This is a genomic window from Lactobacillus rizhaonensis, from assembly GCF_036246345.1.
GTDB classification, from domain to species: Bacteria; Bacillota; Bacilli; order Lactobacillales; family Lactobacillaceae; genus Lactobacillus; species Lactobacillus rizhaonensis.
In genome coordinates this window covers 1-16,454 of the sequence record NZ_BTTV01000006.1, presented here as the reverse complement: position 1 = coordinate 16,454, position 16,454 = coordinate 1, and the positions used below count along the sequence as shown (strand labels likewise).

Below are 16,454 nucleotides of genomic sequence, written 5' to 3'. Positions count from 1 at the left end.
ATGCAATTAGCAGCCCTGAAACATAGAACAGAAAGCGAAGACTGTTTTGTCATTAGTCAGCATCACGTGCGGATTAGGTTCCACAGTGCCAAAAATGATGTTAAAAAAGTAATAGTTCATTATACTGATAATTATCTTGATACCAAGACTGATAAAACCATGGCCATGACTAAAGCGGGACAAGGGCAGGTAACTGATTATTGGGTAGCAACTTTGAATGCTCCTTATCGCCGTCTTAAATATACTTTTGAAGTCATTGGCCAGGATAACAGCCATAAAATTGTTGGAGACCGCGGGATCAAAGATTTTACTGCAGCAAATTTAGCAGCTGACAGCAGCTACTTCAAATTACCTTACTTGCATGAAATTGATCAAACCAAAACCCCTGACTGGGTTAAAAATACTGTCTGGTATCAGATTTTCCCTGAGCGTTTCGCAAATGGTGATAAAAATAATGATCCTCAAGGCACAAAACCGTGGGATCCGCAAGATCATCCCGGACGAGAAGACTTTTACGGGGGCGACTTACAGGGTATTATTGACCATCTAGACTATTTAAAGGAGTTAGGCGTTAACGGATTATACTTGTGTCCAGTTTTTAAAGCCAGTTCCAATCATAAGTATGACACGATAGACTATCTGCAGATTGACCCTGATTTTGGTGACAAGGATTTGTTTGCCAAGTTTGTGAGTGAAGCTCATAAAAGGGGAATGAAAGTAATGCTGGACGCTGTCTTTAACCATTTAGGCGGACAATCAATGCAGTGGCAGGATGTAGTAGAAAATGGTGCTAAGTCAAGGTTTGCATCCTGGTTTCATATTAATCATTTTCCAGTTAAACCATATCAAGGACCTGAGGCAGGCGGTCCAAACTATGATACCTTTGCTTTTGAAGGGCAAATGCCCAAATTGAATACTGCGAATCCTGCAGTCCAAGATTTTCTGTTGGAAATTGCAACTTACTGGGTAAAATATTTTGATATTGATGCTTGGAGGCTGGATGTTGCTAACGAAGTAGACCATCATTTTTGGCGAAAATTTCATGATGCGGTTACTGCAATTAAGCCTAACTTTTATATCGTAGGTGAAATTTGGCATAGTGCACGTCCTTGGCTCAACGGTGACGAGTTTTCTGCAGTAATGAATTACCCGTATACTTTGCAGATTGAGGAGCATTTTTTACACAAAACAAAAACGGCTCAGGAACTGGTTGAGGCTCTGACTGATCAATTAATGATGTACCGCGACTGCACGAATCAGGCAATGATGAATATGCTTGATTCTCATGATACCGCCCGTTTACTGACGCTTGCAGGTGAAAATAAAGCGCTGGCTTTGCAAACTCTGACTTTTATGTTCATGCAGACTGGCAGTCCGTGCATTTATTACGGTACTGAAATGGGAATGACGGGAGGAGAAGATCCCGATTGCCGCAAACCAATGGACTGGCAAAAAAAGGGCACGCCTTTTTGGGATGAAGTGCAAAAGCTGATTGCTTTTAGAAATAACCATGCTGCTACTATAGGTAATGGCACAATCAGTCTAAGTGTTACGTCTACCGGCTTAATCCAAGTTAAGCGAATTGGTGCAGAAAAGATCACTGCTCTTTTTAATACAACACCTGATAAGATTGCCGTTGCCACAAACGGCCAGGTGGTACTGAGTCAGAATTTTGCAGATGGACAACTTGCTGAGCACGGGTTTGTCATTGAACTTGCAAATTAATTTTAAAGAGTCTGAGAGAAATTATTTCTTCCCAGACTTTTTTTAAACATGATTCTGATACCGTTAACAGCGATTTTGCTATTGTCAAATACTCCATTTTTGCGAATAATGAAAGCGTAAACAAAAAACCTCACCAAAGAGGGAGAGAAAGTAAATGAAACGAATTTTTGAGGTTGACCCATGGAAAGTTGCTACGCATAAGTTTTCCCCGGTGGATAAAAGGCTGCAGGAAAGCATTACTGCGATTGGCAATGACTATATGGGGATGCGCGGTAATTTTGAAGAAGGATATTCTGGAGATCAACTGCAGGGTACATATTTAGCAGGTGTCTGGTTTCCTGATAAAACGCGAGTAGGCTGGTGGAAAAACGGCTATCCTAAATATTTTGGCAAAACCATTAATGCCCCCAGCTTTATTGGAATTGGTATTACAGTTAATAATGAAAAAATTGACTTAGCCAAGATTAAATTTAAAGACTTTTATTTTGAATTAGATATGCACCAAGGCTTGCTTACCCGCAGTTTTATTTATGAAGGTGCGGATACTAAAGTTAAGTTTGAATTTCAGCGTTTTTTACATATCAAGCTAAAAGAAGCAGCTTTAATTACTGTTAAGGCTACTGTACTTGCAGGTCAGGCACAAATTGAGTTTAATTCAACGCTTGACGGCACAGTTACTAATGAAGATAGTAACTATAATGAACATTTTTGGCTTAGCTGTAATGAGAATGCTGAAAAGCGTTCCATTCAAGTGATAACCAAGCCTAATCCTTACGATGTGCCTCAGTTTACGGTTTTGTTAAAAGCAGGCCTAAGAAATAATAATCATGTTGTTGAGGGCGCTGTTAAAACTGCAACTGCAAAGTTAAGCGAAAAACTGGCAGTTACTCTAAATGCTGGTGAAAGTTACACTTTAGAAAAAGATGTGATCGTAATTACCAGTCGTGATGTAGCACCTGAAAAGCAAAGTGATCGTGCAGATGAGTTGATGCAACAATTGCAGTCAAAAAGCTTTGCAGAAAATTTGGCCGATCATACTGCAGTTTGGCAGGATCGTTGGACTAAAAGTGATGTAGTTATTACCGGCAATGATGAAGCGCAACAAGGTATTCGCTTTAACATTTTACAGTTATTCATGACGTATTATGGTGAAGACAAGAGACTTAATATCGGTCCTAAAGGCTTTACTGGTGAAAAGTACGGTGGAGCTACATATTGGGACACAGAGGCTTTCATCTTTCCGATGTATCTTTGTATCACTAAGCCGAATGTCACGCGGGCATTATTACAATACAGACATGATCAACTTGATGGTGCCTATTATAATGCTAGGCAGCAGGGCTTGGCCGGAGCACTTTTCCCGATGGTAACCTTTAACGGAATTGAATGCCATAACGAGTGGGAAATTACTTTTGAAGAAATACACCGTAATGAGGATATTCCATTTGCAATCAAACGGTATACTAGTTATACGGGAGACGAATCATACGTTAAGAACGAGGGCATGGATGTCCTAGTAGGCACTGCCAGATTTTGGGCTGATCGAGTCCATTATTCCAAGTGGCGGCATAAATATGTTATCCACGGAGTAACAGGACCTGATGAATACGACAATAACGTTAATAATAATTGGTTCACCAATATTATGGCGCAATGGGTACTGCAATATACATTAGAGAGACTGCCGCTTGCGGATAAGACTGCCCAAGAGCGTTTAAACGTAACTAAAGAAGAACAGGCAAAATGGCAAGACATTATTGACAATATTTATTTGCCTGAAGATAAAGAACGCGGCATTTTCTTGCAGCAAGATGACTTCTTGGATAAAGACATTAGACCAGCTACAGAAATTCCGCTTGACCAAAGACCAATAAATCAGCATTGGTCTTGGGATAAAATTTTACGGTCACCTTTCATAAAGCAAGCCGACGTATTACACGGTATTTATTATTTGGATGACAGGTTTACCAAAGAACAAAAAGAGCGTAACTTTGCATTTTATGAGCCGTTGACGGTACATGAAAGTTCCCTTTCCGCCTGTATTCATTCAATTTTGGCCGCGGAATTAGGGCGTAAAAAGCAGTCAGTAGAATTTTATGAACGCACGGCCCGCCTAGATCTCGATAACTACAATAATGATACGGATGACGGCCTGCACATTACTTCAATGAGCGGCTCATGGCTGGCAATAGTCCAGGGATTTGCCGGCATGCGGTATGGTCATAATCAATTAAGATTTAATCCTTTTGTGCCAGACAATTGGACCGGTTATAGTTTTAAAATTAATTATCGTGGACGCTTAATTAAGGTAGAAGTGACGCAGCAGGAGACGTGTATTACGTTAATTAGCGGAAAGGAACTAACGATTTTAGTTAAAGAGCAAAAGGTTACTTTAAAAGAGGGTGAACAAAATTGCTTAAAGGCCTGATTTTTGATTTAGATGGTGTCCTGACTGATTCAGCTAAATTTCACCTGACAGCGTGGAATAATTTAGCTCAAGAACTGGGTATTAAGTTGACCAGTGCGCAGTTAGATTCTCTACGGGGAATATCACGGATGGACTCTCTTGATTTGATTCTGAAATATGGCAAGCAGGAAAATAAGTACTCTAAAGCTCAAAAAGAAGAATTTGCGGCAGAAAAAAATGAAAAGTTTTTAGAGCAGGTTGAAACTATGACGCCAGCTGATATTTTGCCCGGAATTACAGAATTATTAGCAGATGCCAAAAAAGCAGGTTTGAAAATGTGTATTGCTTCTGCTTCTAAAAATGCCCCTAAAATCTTAAGTAAGCTAGGTATTGCTGATCAGTTTGATCAAATTGTTAATCCCGCTTTGCTGAAACGTGGTAAGCCGGATCCGGAAATTTATCAAAAAGCACAGCAGTTGCTAAAGCTGCATAATGATGAAGTGATTAGCTTTGAAGATGCGGCTGCCGGTGTTGCGGCAATTAAAGCTGCGCAGCAGTTTGCAGTGGGAATTGGAGATAAACAAATACTTAAAGGAGCTGATTATATCGTTAAATCTACAAAGGAATTAAAGCTGGATAAAATTGTGGCGGTATTTAAGAAAAATGATAAGAAGGTAGGTTAAAGATATGGTTGAAGTTGACTTAAACCATATGTGTAAAAAGTATGAAGGCAATGATCACTATTCAGTGAAAGACTTTGATTTACACATTAAAGATAAAGAGTTCATTGTTTTTGTCGGCCCCTCAGGTTGTGGTAAATCAACTACTTTAAGAATGATTGCGGGATTAGAGGATATTAGCGAGGGTACTCTTGAAATTGATCACAAGGTAATGAATGATGTGGCACCCAAAGACCGTCATATTGCCATGGTTTTCCAGAACTACGCGCTTTATCCGCACATGTCAATCTACGATAATATGGCATTTGGCTTGAAACTGCGTCATTATCATAAAGATGAGATTGATAAAAGGGTACAAAATGCTGCCAGGATTCTTAATTTGCGTGAATATTTGGATAAAAAGCCGGCAGAACTTTCTGGTGGTCAAAGGCAAAGAGTCGCTCTGGGACGGGCAATTGTGCGGGATGCACCTATCTTCTTGATGGATGAGCCCCTGTCAAACTTGGATGCGAAACTGCGTGTTTCTATGCGGGCAGAGATTGCCAAACTGCACCAGAACTTAGGTACAACTACAATTTACGTTACTCATGATCAGACTGAAGCTATGACTTTGGCTGATCGGGTAGTGGTAATGTCAGTTGGTAAAATTGAACAGATTGGGACACCGCAGGAAGTATATAACCATCCGGTTAACCAATTTGTTGCCGGATTTATTGGATCACCGCAAATGAATTTCTTTAATGTCCACTATCATGATGGTCAAGTCTCTGATGGCAAGGGCCTTAATCTGGGAATACCAGAAGGCAAGTCAAAATTGCTTAATGAGCAGGGCTATAATGACCGTGACTTGATACTGGGTATTCGGCCAGAAGATATCCACGCAGAAGAAGCCTTTTTAGAAACTTGGCCTGATGCGGTGGTCGAATCTGAAGTCGTTGTTTCTGAACTCTTGGGAGCTACTATTCAGCTTTACCAAAGAGTGGATGAAACTGAGTTTGTTGCTAACATCAATGCCCGGGATGTTTATCAACCAGGGCAAAAAGTCAAGATGGGCTTTGATTTGAACAAAGCACACTTTTTCGACAAGGATACGACCTTGGCGGTAGTTAATTAGGGAATAAAATCAGTGACTTCAGTTGTCATTGATATAAAAACATGTTGTTTTATATTAGGAGGTAAATAACATGAGTATTTGGAAGAAAGTAGCTTTAGGAAGTACAGCAGTTTTAGCTGCAATGTCACTTGCAGCATGTTCTAATGGTAAATCAGATTCTTCATCAAGCAGCAGCAGTAATCAAAATACCAAGCTGACTTTATGGGTTGATACTAACCAGGTATCATACTACAAGAAAATTGCCAGTGATTTTACTAAATCACATAAGAACATTTCAGTGCGTGTTACACAAAGTCCAACCGGATCAGCTAATGCCAAAACTGATGTGGGCAAGGACCCTTCAAAAGCAGCCGATGTTTTTGAAGCACCTAATGATCAATTAGGTCAACTGGCAGATTCTGGTTATATTAATCCTCTGTCACCAAAAGACAGCAACAATATTAAATCTAATTACATTGATGTTGCAGCTAAAGGTGTAACTTGGAAGGGCAAGATCTATGCTTATCCATATGCACAACAAGCACAAACAGTGTATTACAACAAGTCTAAATTATCAGCAAGTGATGTAAAAGACTGGAAGACTTTAACCTCAAAGGGAGTTGTGGCAACAGACTTTACTAACGCTTATGTTATGTGGCCGGTATTCTTCTCTGCTGGTACAAAGCTTTATGGTGACAGTGGTGAAGATTTGAAGGGTTCAACCTTTAATTCTGCTAAAGGTGTTAACGCATTGAAGTGGTTTGCGGAGCAAAAGAATAATAAGGGCGTAATGCAGACTTCTAATGCTTTGAACCAATTGAAGAAGGGCAACGCTCAAGCCATCTTGGATGGTCCTTGGAATGCAGCTAACATTAAGAAAATTTTAGGTAAGAACTTTGCTGTTGCTAAGTACCCAATGATTAATGTCGGTGGCAAGAACGTACAAATGCAGGCCTTTTTGGGAATCGAAGGGTTCGCTGTCAATGCTCATACCAAGAGTCCTAAAGCTGCATCACAATTAGCAGCATTTATCACAGATAAAAAGTCACAATTAATTGCTCACAAAGAAGCTGGTCAAATTCCTGTTCTTAAGGAAGCAGTTAATGATTCAGTAATTAAGAACGATCCAGTTGCTGATGCGGTAATTGAAATGTCTAAACCTGGCAATTCAGTCTTGATGCCGAAATTACCACAAATGTCTGTCTTCTGGAACGATGTTCCTCCTCTAATCAATGGTGCATATGATGGTAAAGTTAAACCTAATCAATATAAAGCACAACTTGATAAATTAGCTAAGCACTCATCAAAGAAATAGTTAATTAAAATACTTAAAGGTTGGACAAGTAGTGCCCAACCTTTTTGTTCAAGAAGAGGAAGAATTATGTTTAGAAAGAAAAAACATGCGGCACCTGAGGCAACCTTTAAGGAAGTATGGTCTAAAGGCAATATTGCTACCAAATTATCATTCTTTTTTATGGGTTCCAATGCTTTGGCAAATAAGCAATGGGTAAAAGGTATCGCATTATTGCTGGCAGAAGTGGCCTTTATTGCTTGGTTTGTTTTTAGTGGCATATCCGCAATTAGTATGTTGTCAAGTTTGGGACCAATAAAAAATAAAAAGGTTGTTTATGATAACGCACAAGGCGTTTATATTACCAAGCAGCCTTCAAACTCCGTTTTGATTCTTTTGTTTGGATTACTGGCAATTATTATTTGTATTGCAATGGTTTACTTATACATTGTCAATCTGCGCTCTACCAGAAAAAATTATGTGCTTCAGCGGGATGGCAAACACATTTTAACCAATAAAGAAGAACTGGCAAACTTGTTTGATTCTCGTTTGCATGATACTCTGATGACTTTTCCAATCATCGGTATTCTCTGTTTTACCATTTTGCCAACAATCTTTATGATTTCAATGGCATTTACCAACTATAACCGGCAACACCCAATTGCCTTTTCTTGGACAGGATTTCAAGCTTTTGGCAATGTCCTTAGTGGTGACCTCTCAGGCACGTTCTTCCCAGTTTTGGGCTGGACACTCGTCTGGGCGGTAGCCGCTACGGCCACAACATTCTTTTTTGGAGTTTTGCTTGCCTTGTTGATTGAATCTAAAGGAATAAAACATAAAGGTTTCTGGCGGACAATCTTTGTGATTGTCTGGGCAGTACCTCAGTTTGTTTCTTTGTTAATGATGGCTCAGTTCTTAGACTATCAGGGCGCACTCAACAATATCTTAATGAATATCGGCTGGATTTCTCATCCGTTACATTTTATTGACAGTCAAGCCTCACCTTTGGTAGCACGAATAACTGTTATTATTGTTAATATGTGGATCGGTATCCCGGTTTCAATGCTGGTTTCAACTGCGATTATTCAAAATTTGCCAACAGATCAAATTGAAGCCGCAAAAATTGATGGTGCTAATGCTTTACAAGTATTTAAATCAATTACTTTTCCACAAATATTATTTGTGATGGCACCTTCTCTTATTCAACAGTTTATTGGTAATATTAATAACTTTAACGTGATCTTCCTGTTAACTGGAGGAGCACCAATGAATAACAAGTATAATGGTGCGGGTTCTACCGACCTGTTGGTAACGTGGCTGTACAACTTAACCTTTGGTCAGGAGCAACGCTACAATGCGTCAGCGGTCTTGGGTATCCTCATCTTTATTATTAGTGCGGTATTTTCATTAATTGCATACCGTCATACCAATGCTTTTAAGGAGGGCTAAAAATGAAATCATATCAAAATCAAAAACGCCTTTCACTCATTTTTCGTTACCTATTATTGATTATCCTGGCTGTAGTTTGGATTTTACCAATTATCTGGATAATATTAGCCAGTTTTTCCTATAATGATACGGGATTTGTTTCAACTTTTTGGCCTGACAAATTCACTTTTGACAACTACATTGGTATTTTTACTAATTCGCAGTATCCACTAGTCAGCTGGATTATTAACACCTTGATCGTTTCTATACTTTCAATGATCATTTCTACTTTTTTAACGATTTCGGTTGCTTATGTTTTATCACGGTTACGCTTTTCGTTTAGAAAGCCGTTCATGCAGATTGCACTGGTCTTAGGAATGTTTCCTGGATTTATGTCAATGATTGCTCTTTATTACATTTTAAAGGGCTTAAACATGTTAAATCTGGGTGGCCTGCTACTGGTGTATGTCGGTGGAGCCGGACTGGGATTCTACGTTGCTAAAGGCTTCTTTGACACGGTACCATTTTCAATAGATGAAGCTGCTGAAATTGATGGGGCCACTAAATGGCAAATCTTCATGCACGTTGATTTGCCATTAGCTAAGCCTATGATAGTTTACACTGCTTTAACAGCCTTTATTGGTCCGTGGACTGACTTTATTTTCTCGGGAATTATTTTGTCAACCTCTGGCAATCCTAAAACATACACAATTGCGTACGGACTTTATAACATGGTGCACAACACTAAAGGCAATGCTACCGCGTACTTTGCGGAGTTTGTTGCTGGTTGTGTGATTATCGCTATTCCAATCACGATCTTATTCGTCTTCATGCAGAAGTTTTACGTTAACGGTATTACTGCTGGTGCAGAAAAGGGATAGGACTTAGTAAGAAAAATGCGGCTCTTAGGAGTCGCATTTTTTGTTTGGGTAAAAATAATTTGAGTTAGGATAAAGAAAGTAGGCCATATCACCACTTGAAGAGAAACGGCCTTGAGTAAAACATCAGAATTGGTCTATGGTCTTCTGCAGTTATTGAAAGTTGTACGATGATTGAATCTGAAACAGCTGAAATATTGAATGGTAGACTAGGTGCAACTATTCACGGTAAGATCATTAAAGAAATTTTGGAAATTATTAATTTAAATGAAGTAGATAGTTATATGCAGGATCTGGCAACTAGAACAAGTAATGCTATTGAAGAAACTAAAGGTAGCCTATCAAAAATGCGGCTCACAAGATTCGCATTTTTTGTTATTCAAAATTTTTATATAAAAACAGAACAATAAAAAAGGCTTGCTTCCAACCTATTGCATCAGAACCAAACCTTGTATGTCATATATAAACTAGTTTATATTGTCTTGTCATAAATGCTTAAAGCTTTTTGCTTTTGTTCATCTGACATTGGAGAAGATGGTGTTAAAGCTACAACGTTATTCGGAATCCCTCTTTGATCGAGGATGTATTTGAATAAAGTCATAAATGGGTTAACTATATTTAATAGTTCAGAAGCTTCAGCAATTGTCTTTTGTTCTTTTGCTACTTGCTCATCATTACCGGCCTCATAGTTTCTTAACAAGTCAACACAAACATGACTGTAGAGGTTAGATAATCCGCCAACTACACCTTGACCGCCAGCTTTAACTACATCAATTACATTACCGTCATAACCTGTGTAAACTCTAAATTCAGGGAATTTTGCGTTTACAACTTTGATAGTGTTGAGAGTGTGGTTAACGTCTCCAACAGTATCTTTGATTCCGACAATATTAGAATTGTCTTTTAATAAAGTTAAGAGAATGTCGGCGTTAACATCATAACCAGTTCTGTCAGGATAATTGTAGATTATAATATCGCCTTTAATAGCTTTAGCCATCTTATTATAGAAGGTAATAATACCAGCTCTATCACAAGACATGTAATATGGTCCTACTAGCAAAATGCCATCTGCACCAAGTTCCAATGCTTTGTTGGCAAATTTAATAGTTAATTGATCATCCATACGGTTAGCACCGACTAAAACTTTAGTCCGGTGATCAATATACTTAATTGCATCTTCTACTAAAGATTGGCAAACTTCAAAGGTTTGAGCATAGAATTCTCCACAACTGCCTAAAAGAGCAATTTCTGAAATTCCATCTTCAATCAGGCGGTCATATAGCTTATGCATAGCATCAAAATCTACAGTATTTTCATCTTTCAAAATGGTCAAAATAGGGCAAATATATTCTTTCTTCATCTTTCTGTTCTCCATTTCTGTATAATAATTTTAATTTCCAATTTTAACTAACATTTAGCCGAAAAACATAAAGGCCACAACTTCATTGATAATAGACACAATCCACATTGTTGGCACCCCATATTTTAGGAAACTCTTAGTATCAACTTTCATATAATCAAGTCCCCAAATGTTCCAAGACTGTGTAACGTCAGTAGACACTGCAAGTAAACTTGGAATCAGTAACAGTGGTAGTAAGAAATAATCACTGAATAAATGGGTACCTGAAAGAACTGCAGCAGTAGCCGCACCAGCTCCCCAAACGTGTAGAGGACCTCTAAATAGTGCTAATGGAGCTAATACTCCGAATATCAGCGCTAATATTAAGTGACCATGAGGCAAAATTGCACTGAATAGGGGCTTAAAATGAACTGCGTCAATTTTGGCGGCTCCTGTAAACATTGTCAGTGCCATTAAGAACATGATTAAACCAGCAATATCTGATATAGCTTTTTTGACAGTATCATTAATGAAATCTACTAATTTCTTATAGTTATTCATTTTTTTCGTCAAAAGCATGGCTAATATTGCAGCTAAAGTAAGTGACGGTACAGCATCCCACTTAAAAAGCATATTCATTGCGACTGGGACAATTGGTACTATATAAGCAATTTTTGAAATTTTTGGTTGCTGATCACTGTTATCAATTTTGGCACCGATAACTGCGAGGTTTTCTTGTGCTTTTGCAGGGTCGATTTTTTTACGATTTAAGACGAGCAGAAGTATTACGAATGCTAGTTGGATAATCGCTGCTATCCAAGCGAATTTCAGATATTTATTATCATAGGTAACGGATGGAAAGAAAGGCTTTATTTGATTAAATAAAACCACATTAATGTACATTGGCGCACCGATAGCTAAACAAAAAGTTGTTAAAGCCAAGTCGCGCGGAATACCTACTGATAGCATAATCGGTAATAAAATTACCCCGATAGCTATAACTGAGCCAACTCCGTATGCACTGATAAAAATAAACGAAGTAACCAATAAAACTAAAATTGCCGATAATAAAGGTTTCTTTTTACCAATCCTATTTGTTTCTTCAGAAATAGAAGACGCTATTCCACTTTCAACGAGCACTCGGCCAAACCATGAACCAAAAATGATATAAATAATTGTTGGTCCATAACCAAGAACTGGTTCAGTGAATATTTTCTTGATAGCTGTGTCAAAGGGAACAAGTCCAATGATAGCCCACAAGATAGCCATCACAAATAAGCCAATTGTTAAGTTGCCACCCTTTAGTATGAAATAAATAAAAAGGAAAAAGCTGATTAATAGTAAAATCGGAATTATATATGAAACCATAATTTTTCTTCCTTAATTAGCTTAAAAACAAATCTAAATTTGATAGTATAAAACTACAAATAAACCGAATAAGTAATTTGGTCAAAGACTTAGATATTTCACCTATCTTTTTTATTTGCAATAAATATATTTTTAGGTAAGCGCTTACCTATATTTAATTCTGATACATTGGGAAGAAAAAAGCAATACTTTTGGAAAAAGTTTTTTGCTGATCGCATATACATATATCTTAAAACAGTGCTTAAATAGAAACTAGAATGGGTAATTTTATTGGCAAAATAAAGAGTTTTTATGACGTAGAATTACTTAACCTCGAGACTTTGATTAAAAATATTTAATTATAAAAAAGTTTACAAATAACAATTTAAGCAAAAAATCTTTTTAGGTTTAGAATGAAATAAAAAGAGGCTATGCTTATGGAAAATATCAAAATTATTCAAGGTGACATTACTAAATTAACTATAGATGCAATTGTTAATGCCGCAAACAATTCTTTATTAGGTGGCTTGGGCGTTGATGGTGCAATACACCAAGCAGCTGGACCAGAACTGCTGGCCGAGTGCAGGCAGCTTCATGGCTGTGAAACAGGTCAGGCTAAGATTACCAAAGGATATCAGCTGCCTGCTAAATTTGTCATTCATACTGTAGGACCAATTTATTCAGGTTCTAAACAAGATAATGAGTTATTAAAGGACTGTTACATAAACTCGTTAGATTTAGCTAAAGATCATAATCTGCATAGCATTGCTTTTCCGGCTATTTCTACTGGAGCTTACGGTTTTCCTGCTGCACCAGCCACCCATATTGCTTTTACAGCCGCGCATGATTGGCTCCTAGAGCATTCTGATTATCAAATGGAAGTTATTATGTGTGCCTTTGATGCCAAAACAGCAGAGTTATACCGAGCAGAAGTTAAAAAATAGGCTTGAGGAAAGATTAAGAAGGTTATTTTCAATTGATGTTCAAAAATTAATCTTTCTGACATCGAACCATCTCTTTAATTGCTAAATCTTATTTCGATAATTTAGTCACAATAATACCTCCAAATTTAGGACAAATTTGGGGGTATTTTCACAAAAATAAAGCTTTTATTTTACAATCACAGCAAAGGCTTCATATGGCCTTAAGTTAATGTTGTTAAGTGATTGCGGTGCATTATAGTTACTGATTAAAACTTGGTCAATTTTATCTGGTGCAGAAAACTGTTCGGCACTACCAGTCAAATTGGCAACGACTAACCAGCGCTCGCCAGCAAGTTCACGGTAATAAGCCAAGACATTAGGACTTGCAAGAACAGGTGTAAAGCTGCCATTAGTGATAATTTCGTTTTTATGACGTAATTTAATGAGTTTTTGATAGGTATAAAAAATTGATTGTGGGTCCGCCAAAGCAGCTTGAACGTTAATATCTTGATAATTAGGATTAAGTGCCAGCCAAGGCTTACCAGTAGTAAAGCCAGCAGCTTTAGCTGTTGACCATTGCATCGGTCTGCGGGCATTGTCGCGTCCTTTGGCGTTGATTGACCTGATAAGTTCTTCTTTGGTATAACCTTGCTTGATTCGCTCATTATACATATTGATACTCTCGAGGTCTTCAATTTCTGAAATATCTTTGACCGGGCAGTTAGTCATACCAATTTCTTCACCATTATAAATATATGGTGTACCACGCATTAAATGTAAGGCAATGGCAAACATTTTGGCAGATTGTACGCGGTATTTACTGTCATCACCCCAACGTGAAATAACACGGGGAATATCATGATTTTCCCAAAACAAACTGTTCCAACCATGGTTATAATCTATTTGTGTCTGCCATTTAAGCAAGACTTCTTTAAGATCACTGGCTTTAAACGGCTTGAGATCCCACTTTGGCTTTCCCGGTTGTTTATCAATATTTTGATCTTCAAACTGAAAAATCATAGAGAGTTCATGCCGAGCGGGATCTGAATATTTGCGGGCGCTGTCAAGGTCGGCACTCCAAGTCTCGCCAACAGTGACTACGTCGCGGTTAGCTAAAACAGCCTGGTTCATTTCCTGAATATAATGATGAAGTTGTGGACCATTTTCGCGAATTTTACGATCAGGTTCCTTGCCAATAAGTTCGATTACGTCCATCCGGAAACCGCCAATGCCTTTATCAAGCCAGAAGTTCATCATATCGTATATTTTGTGCCGTAATTGCGGATTTTGCCAATTCAAATCTGGTTGTTGCGGGGCAAAAAAGTGTAAGTAATACTGGCCTGTTTGATCATCAAATTGCCAAGCAGAACCTGAAAAGTCAGATTTTAAATCATTGGGTTCATGGCCAGCAACAGGATCACGCCAGATATAAAAGTTCCGGTAAGGATTATCTTTACTTTTGCGTGCTTCAATAAACCACTGGTGTTGATCAGAAGTATGATTAACAACTAAGTCCATAATGATCCGAATGCCGCGTTTTTTACCCTCACTAATCAACTTATCCATGTCTTGCATAGTGCCATATTGCGGATCAATTGCTTCATAATCAGCAATATCATAGCCATTATCGACGCCGGGAGATTGATAAATTGGCGAAAGCCAAATTGCATCGATCCCCAATTTTTGTAAATAATCCAAGTGACTAATAATGCCGGGTAGGTCTCCGATACCATCCCCATTGCTATCTTGGAAGGACTTGGGATAAATTTGATAAATTACTGCATTTTTCCACCAAGGTGTCATATTAACTCTCCTTTGCAATCGCTAACATTATCTGTTAATTATAACACTGCAGAATAATGAGAATTAATGTTACCGGTATCTAATTAAAGTCCTAAATCTGAGCGTAATTGCAGTGCTTCTTCATCATTGCCCAGCTGCAATAGAGCATCTTTTAAGCATAACATTGGCTTGCCGTCACGATCAGGTGTTGTTTGTGCGTGAGCCAAAGAACTAAGAATGGCTTCATTGACAATATCAACTGTAATCCTAAAGTAGCGGTCAATTTTGTCATCAGTAATTGCCTGAATTGTGCTTAATTCGTGGTCAGGGAAATGACTTACACGGTTGGCGGTAGAAAAGGCTAGGGTAACTTCACCGCTGCCATTACCACTAAAGGAGCCAGTGCGTGTAATGCCAATACCAGAACGCTTGGCAATGCGTTTTAATTGTCTCGAGTTAAACGGAATATCGGTAGCAATTATTGTGATAATGCTGCCTTTTTCCTTACTATCCTTGTTATCAACAAACTTTTTACCAATAGCATGGCCGTAAATATTAAGATCAGTGCTAAGACCGAAATTGGACATGACTAGCGCGCCCATTGTAAAGGTTTTACCGTCAATCTCGACTTGCCTTGATGCAGAGCCAATACCACCTTTGAGTTCATAGCAGCGCATACCTGTACCGCCACCAACGCCTCCTTCAGCGAAATCTGTAGTAGCAGCTGCAAAAGCATCGTTAACGTCATCTTCAGTGACACCCAAATCGCGAATATGATTAATTGAGCTGTCATTACATTCCATAATGATTGGGTTAACGCTGCCAGTTGAAAGGCCAATTTCAGGGTTTTCGGCCAGCATTCTTTTGACTAAAGCTGTCGAGGCAGTGCCAACGCTGAGAGTATTGGTTAAAACTAGAGGCGTTTCGATTGTACCCAGTTCGTTAATTTGAATTAGACCTGTACTTTTGCCAAAACCGTTAATCACATGTGTAGCAGCTGGTATTTTTTCCCGAAAAATGTTATCTGGGCAAGGGCTGATTACAGTGACACCGGTTCTGAATCTATCAGTGACAATTGTCTTGTGGCCAACTGTAACTCCGGCAACGTCTGTAATTAAGTTTTTTGGTCCAGGCTTAGTATCGCTAAGCGCAAATAAAAGTGGTTTGTTAAGTCCCATTTTTACTCCTTTTGTTATTAAAAATTTTCTTCTCTTATTAAAACGGTTCGTTAATTTTTATGCAAGACAAAAACAAATCTACAAAGACAATCTAACGCAAGAGTAGGTAGTCAACAAAGCATAGCGAATAACTTTTGGCCACAACAATTTCCACAATCTGCTAGCCAGGATCGGATTGACAGAAAACAAGACAAAGAAAAAGAATCAAACAGTTTATTAACGGTTTGATTCTTTTCGTTTAATCTTTTTCAACTGGATTTCTTATAGAATGTCAAGTATCAAAAAGATTTAAAAATGGGTATACTAAAGGTACTTCAAAAAGGCGCCTTTTTGAGAGTTAAATATTTGTTTAGCAGTTAACCTTTATTGACGTACAGCTTGTT

The 16,454-nt window shown here is 38.2% G+C and carries 13 protein-coding genes; 9 read left to right on the top strand and 4 right to left on the bottom strand.

The genetic code is table 11. The features are described 5' to 3' along the window. The 8 genes from AAA915_RS07580 to AAA915_RS07545 all read left to right on the top strand — a co-directional run bounded on the left by AAA915_RS07580 (position 1) and on the right by AAA915_RS07545 (position 9,912). The gene (locus AAA915_RS07580; RefSeq protein ID WP_338201175.1) at positions 1–1,725 is read left to right on the top strand and encodes a glycoside hydrolase family 13 protein; all 1,725 of its coding nucleotides are present in this window, start codon (positions 1–3) and stop codon (positions 1,723–1,725) included. Between the two features lie 154 nt (positions 1,726–1,879). Further along, complete coding sequence (locus AAA915_RS07575; protein WP_174794675.1) at positions 1,880–4,153, top strand: glycoside hydrolase family 65 protein; 2,274 nt, start codon at positions 1,880–1,882, stop codon at positions 4,151–4,153. After that, positions 4,138–4,815 (top strand): beta-phosphoglucomutase, encoded by a 678-nt coding sequence (gene pgmB / locus AAA915_RS07570; protein ID WP_174794676.1) that lies wholly within the window; start codon positions 4,138–4,140, stop codon positions 4,813–4,815. Before AAA915_RS07575 ends, pgmB begins: the two co-directional genes overlap by 16 nt. Positions 4,816–4,819: 4 nt before the next feature. Continuing rightward, on the top strand, positions 4,820–5,926 hold the full coding sequence (locus tag AAA915_RS07565; RefSeq protein ID WP_174794677.1) for an ABC transporter ATP-binding protein: 1,107 nt from the start codon (positions 4,820–4,822) through the stop codon (positions 5,924–5,926). A 70-nt stretch (positions 5,927–5,996) separates the two neighbouring features. Next, positions 5,997–7,220 carry an extracellular solute-binding protein gene (locus AAA915_RS07560; RefSeq protein ID WP_338201172.1) on the top strand — a complete coding sequence of 408 codons (1,224 nt, stop codon included), beginning with the start codon at positions 5,997–5,999 and terminating at the stop codon, positions 7,218–7,220. 66 nt (positions 7,221–7,286) lie between these two features. Further along, the gene (locus AAA915_RS07555) at positions 7,287–8,645 is read left to right on the top strand and encodes a carbohydrate ABC transporter permease (RefSeq protein ID WP_174794679.1); all 1,359 of its coding nucleotides are present in this window, start codon (positions 7,287–7,289) and stop codon (positions 8,643–8,645) included. A gap of 2 nt (positions 8,646–8,647) precedes the next feature. Next, positions 8,648–9,505, top strand: coding sequence for a sugar ABC transporter permease (locus tag AAA915_RS07550; RefSeq protein WP_045928744.1), 858 nt, complete (start codon positions 8,648–8,650; stop codon positions 9,503–9,505). A 167-nt stretch (positions 9,506–9,672) separates the two neighbouring features. Next, the gene (locus AAA915_RS07545) at positions 9,673–9,912 is read left to right on the top strand and encodes a hypothetical protein (RefSeq protein ID WP_338201168.1); all 240 of its coding nucleotides are present in this window, start codon (positions 9,673–9,675) and stop codon (positions 9,910–9,912) included. 62 nt (positions 9,913–9,974) lie between these two features. Here AAA915_RS07545 and AAA915_RS07540 read toward each other — a convergent pair whose 3' ends face one another. Beyond that, the gene (locus AAA915_RS07540; RefSeq protein ID WP_338201166.1) at positions 9,975–10,862 is read right to left on the bottom strand and encodes a dihydrodipicolinate synthase family protein; all 888 of its coding nucleotides are present in this window, start codon (positions 10,860–10,862) and stop codon (positions 9,975–9,977) included. Positions 10,863–10,916: 54 nt separating this feature from the next. Then, positions 10,917–12,209 (bottom strand): gluconate:proton symporter, encoded by a 1,293-nt coding sequence (locus AAA915_RS07535; RefSeq protein ID WP_110446748.1) that lies wholly within the window; start codon positions 12,207–12,209, stop codon positions 10,917–10,919. A 416-nt stretch (positions 12,210–12,625) separates the two neighbouring features. On the opposite strand from AAA915_RS07535, the gene AAA915_RS07530 reads away from it, so the two are divergent. Further along, complete coding sequence (locus tag AAA915_RS07530; protein ID WP_338201163.1) at positions 12,626–13,132, top strand: O-acetyl-ADP-ribose deacetylase; 507 nt, start codon at positions 12,626–12,628, stop codon at positions 13,130–13,132. Between the two features lie 165 nt (positions 13,133–13,297). Here AAA915_RS07530 and AAA915_RS07525 read toward each other — a convergent pair whose 3' ends face one another. After that, on the bottom strand, positions 13,298–14,914 hold the full coding sequence (locus AAA915_RS07525; protein ID WP_338201161.1) for a glycoside hydrolase family 13 protein: 1,617 nt from the start codon (positions 14,912–14,914) through the stop codon (positions 13,298–13,300). An 83-nt stretch (positions 14,915–14,997) separates the two neighbouring features. Continuing rightward, on the bottom strand, positions 14,998–16,071 hold the full coding sequence (locus AAA915_RS07520; RefSeq protein WP_338201159.1) for a P1 family peptidase: 1,074 nt from the start codon (positions 16,069–16,071) through the stop codon (positions 14,998–15,000). Positions 16,072–16,454 lie beyond the last annotated feature (383 nt).

Excerpts from the sequence above, each read along its gene's own strand:
- AAA915_RS07580 (WP_338201175.1), top strand. The coding sequence starts at position 1 with ATGCAATTAGCAGCCCTGAAACATAGAACAGAAAGCGAAGACTGTTTT.
- AAA915_RS07575 (WP_174794675.1), top strand. The coding sequence starts at position 1,880 with ATGAAACGAATTTTTGAGGTTGACCCATGGAAAGTTGCTACGCATAAG.
- AAA915_RS07565 (WP_174794677.1), top strand. The coding sequence starts at position 4,820 with ATGGTTGAAGTTGACTTAAACCATATGTGTAAAAAGTATGAAGGCAAT.
- AAA915_RS07560 (WP_338201172.1), top strand. The coding sequence starts at position 5,997 with ATGAGTATTTGGAAGAAAGTAGCTTTAGGAAGTACAGCAGTTTTAGCT.
- AAA915_RS07555 (WP_174794679.1), top strand. The coding sequence starts at position 7,287 with ATGTTTAGAAAGAAAAAACATGCGGCACCTGAGGCAACCTTTAAGGAA.
- AAA915_RS07550 (WP_045928744.1), top strand. The coding sequence starts at position 8,648 with ATGAAATCATATCAAAATCAAAAACGCCTTTCACTCATTTTTCGTTAC.
- AAA915_RS07545 (WP_338201168.1), top strand. The coding sequence starts at position 9,673 with ATGATTGAATCTGAAACAGCTGAAATATTGAATGGTAGACTAGGTGCA.
- AAA915_RS07540 (WP_338201166.1), bottom strand. The coding sequence starts at position 10,862 with ATGAAGAAAGAATATATTTGCCCTATTTTGACCATTTTGAAAGATGAA.
- AAA915_RS07535 (WP_110446748.1), bottom strand. The coding sequence starts at position 12,209 with ATGGTTTCATATATAATTCCGATTTTACTATTAATCAGCTTTTTCCTT.
- AAA915_RS07530 (WP_338201163.1), top strand. The coding sequence starts at position 12,626 with ATGGAAAATATCAAAATTATTCAAGGTGACATTACTAAATTAACTATA.
- AAA915_RS07525 (WP_338201161.1), bottom strand. The coding sequence starts at position 14,914 with ATGACACCTTGGTGGAAAAATGCAGTAATTTATCAAATTTATCCCAAG.
- AAA915_RS07520 (WP_338201159.1), bottom strand. The coding sequence starts at position 16,071 with ATGGGACTTAACAAACCACTTTTATTTGCGCTTAGCGATACTAAGCCT.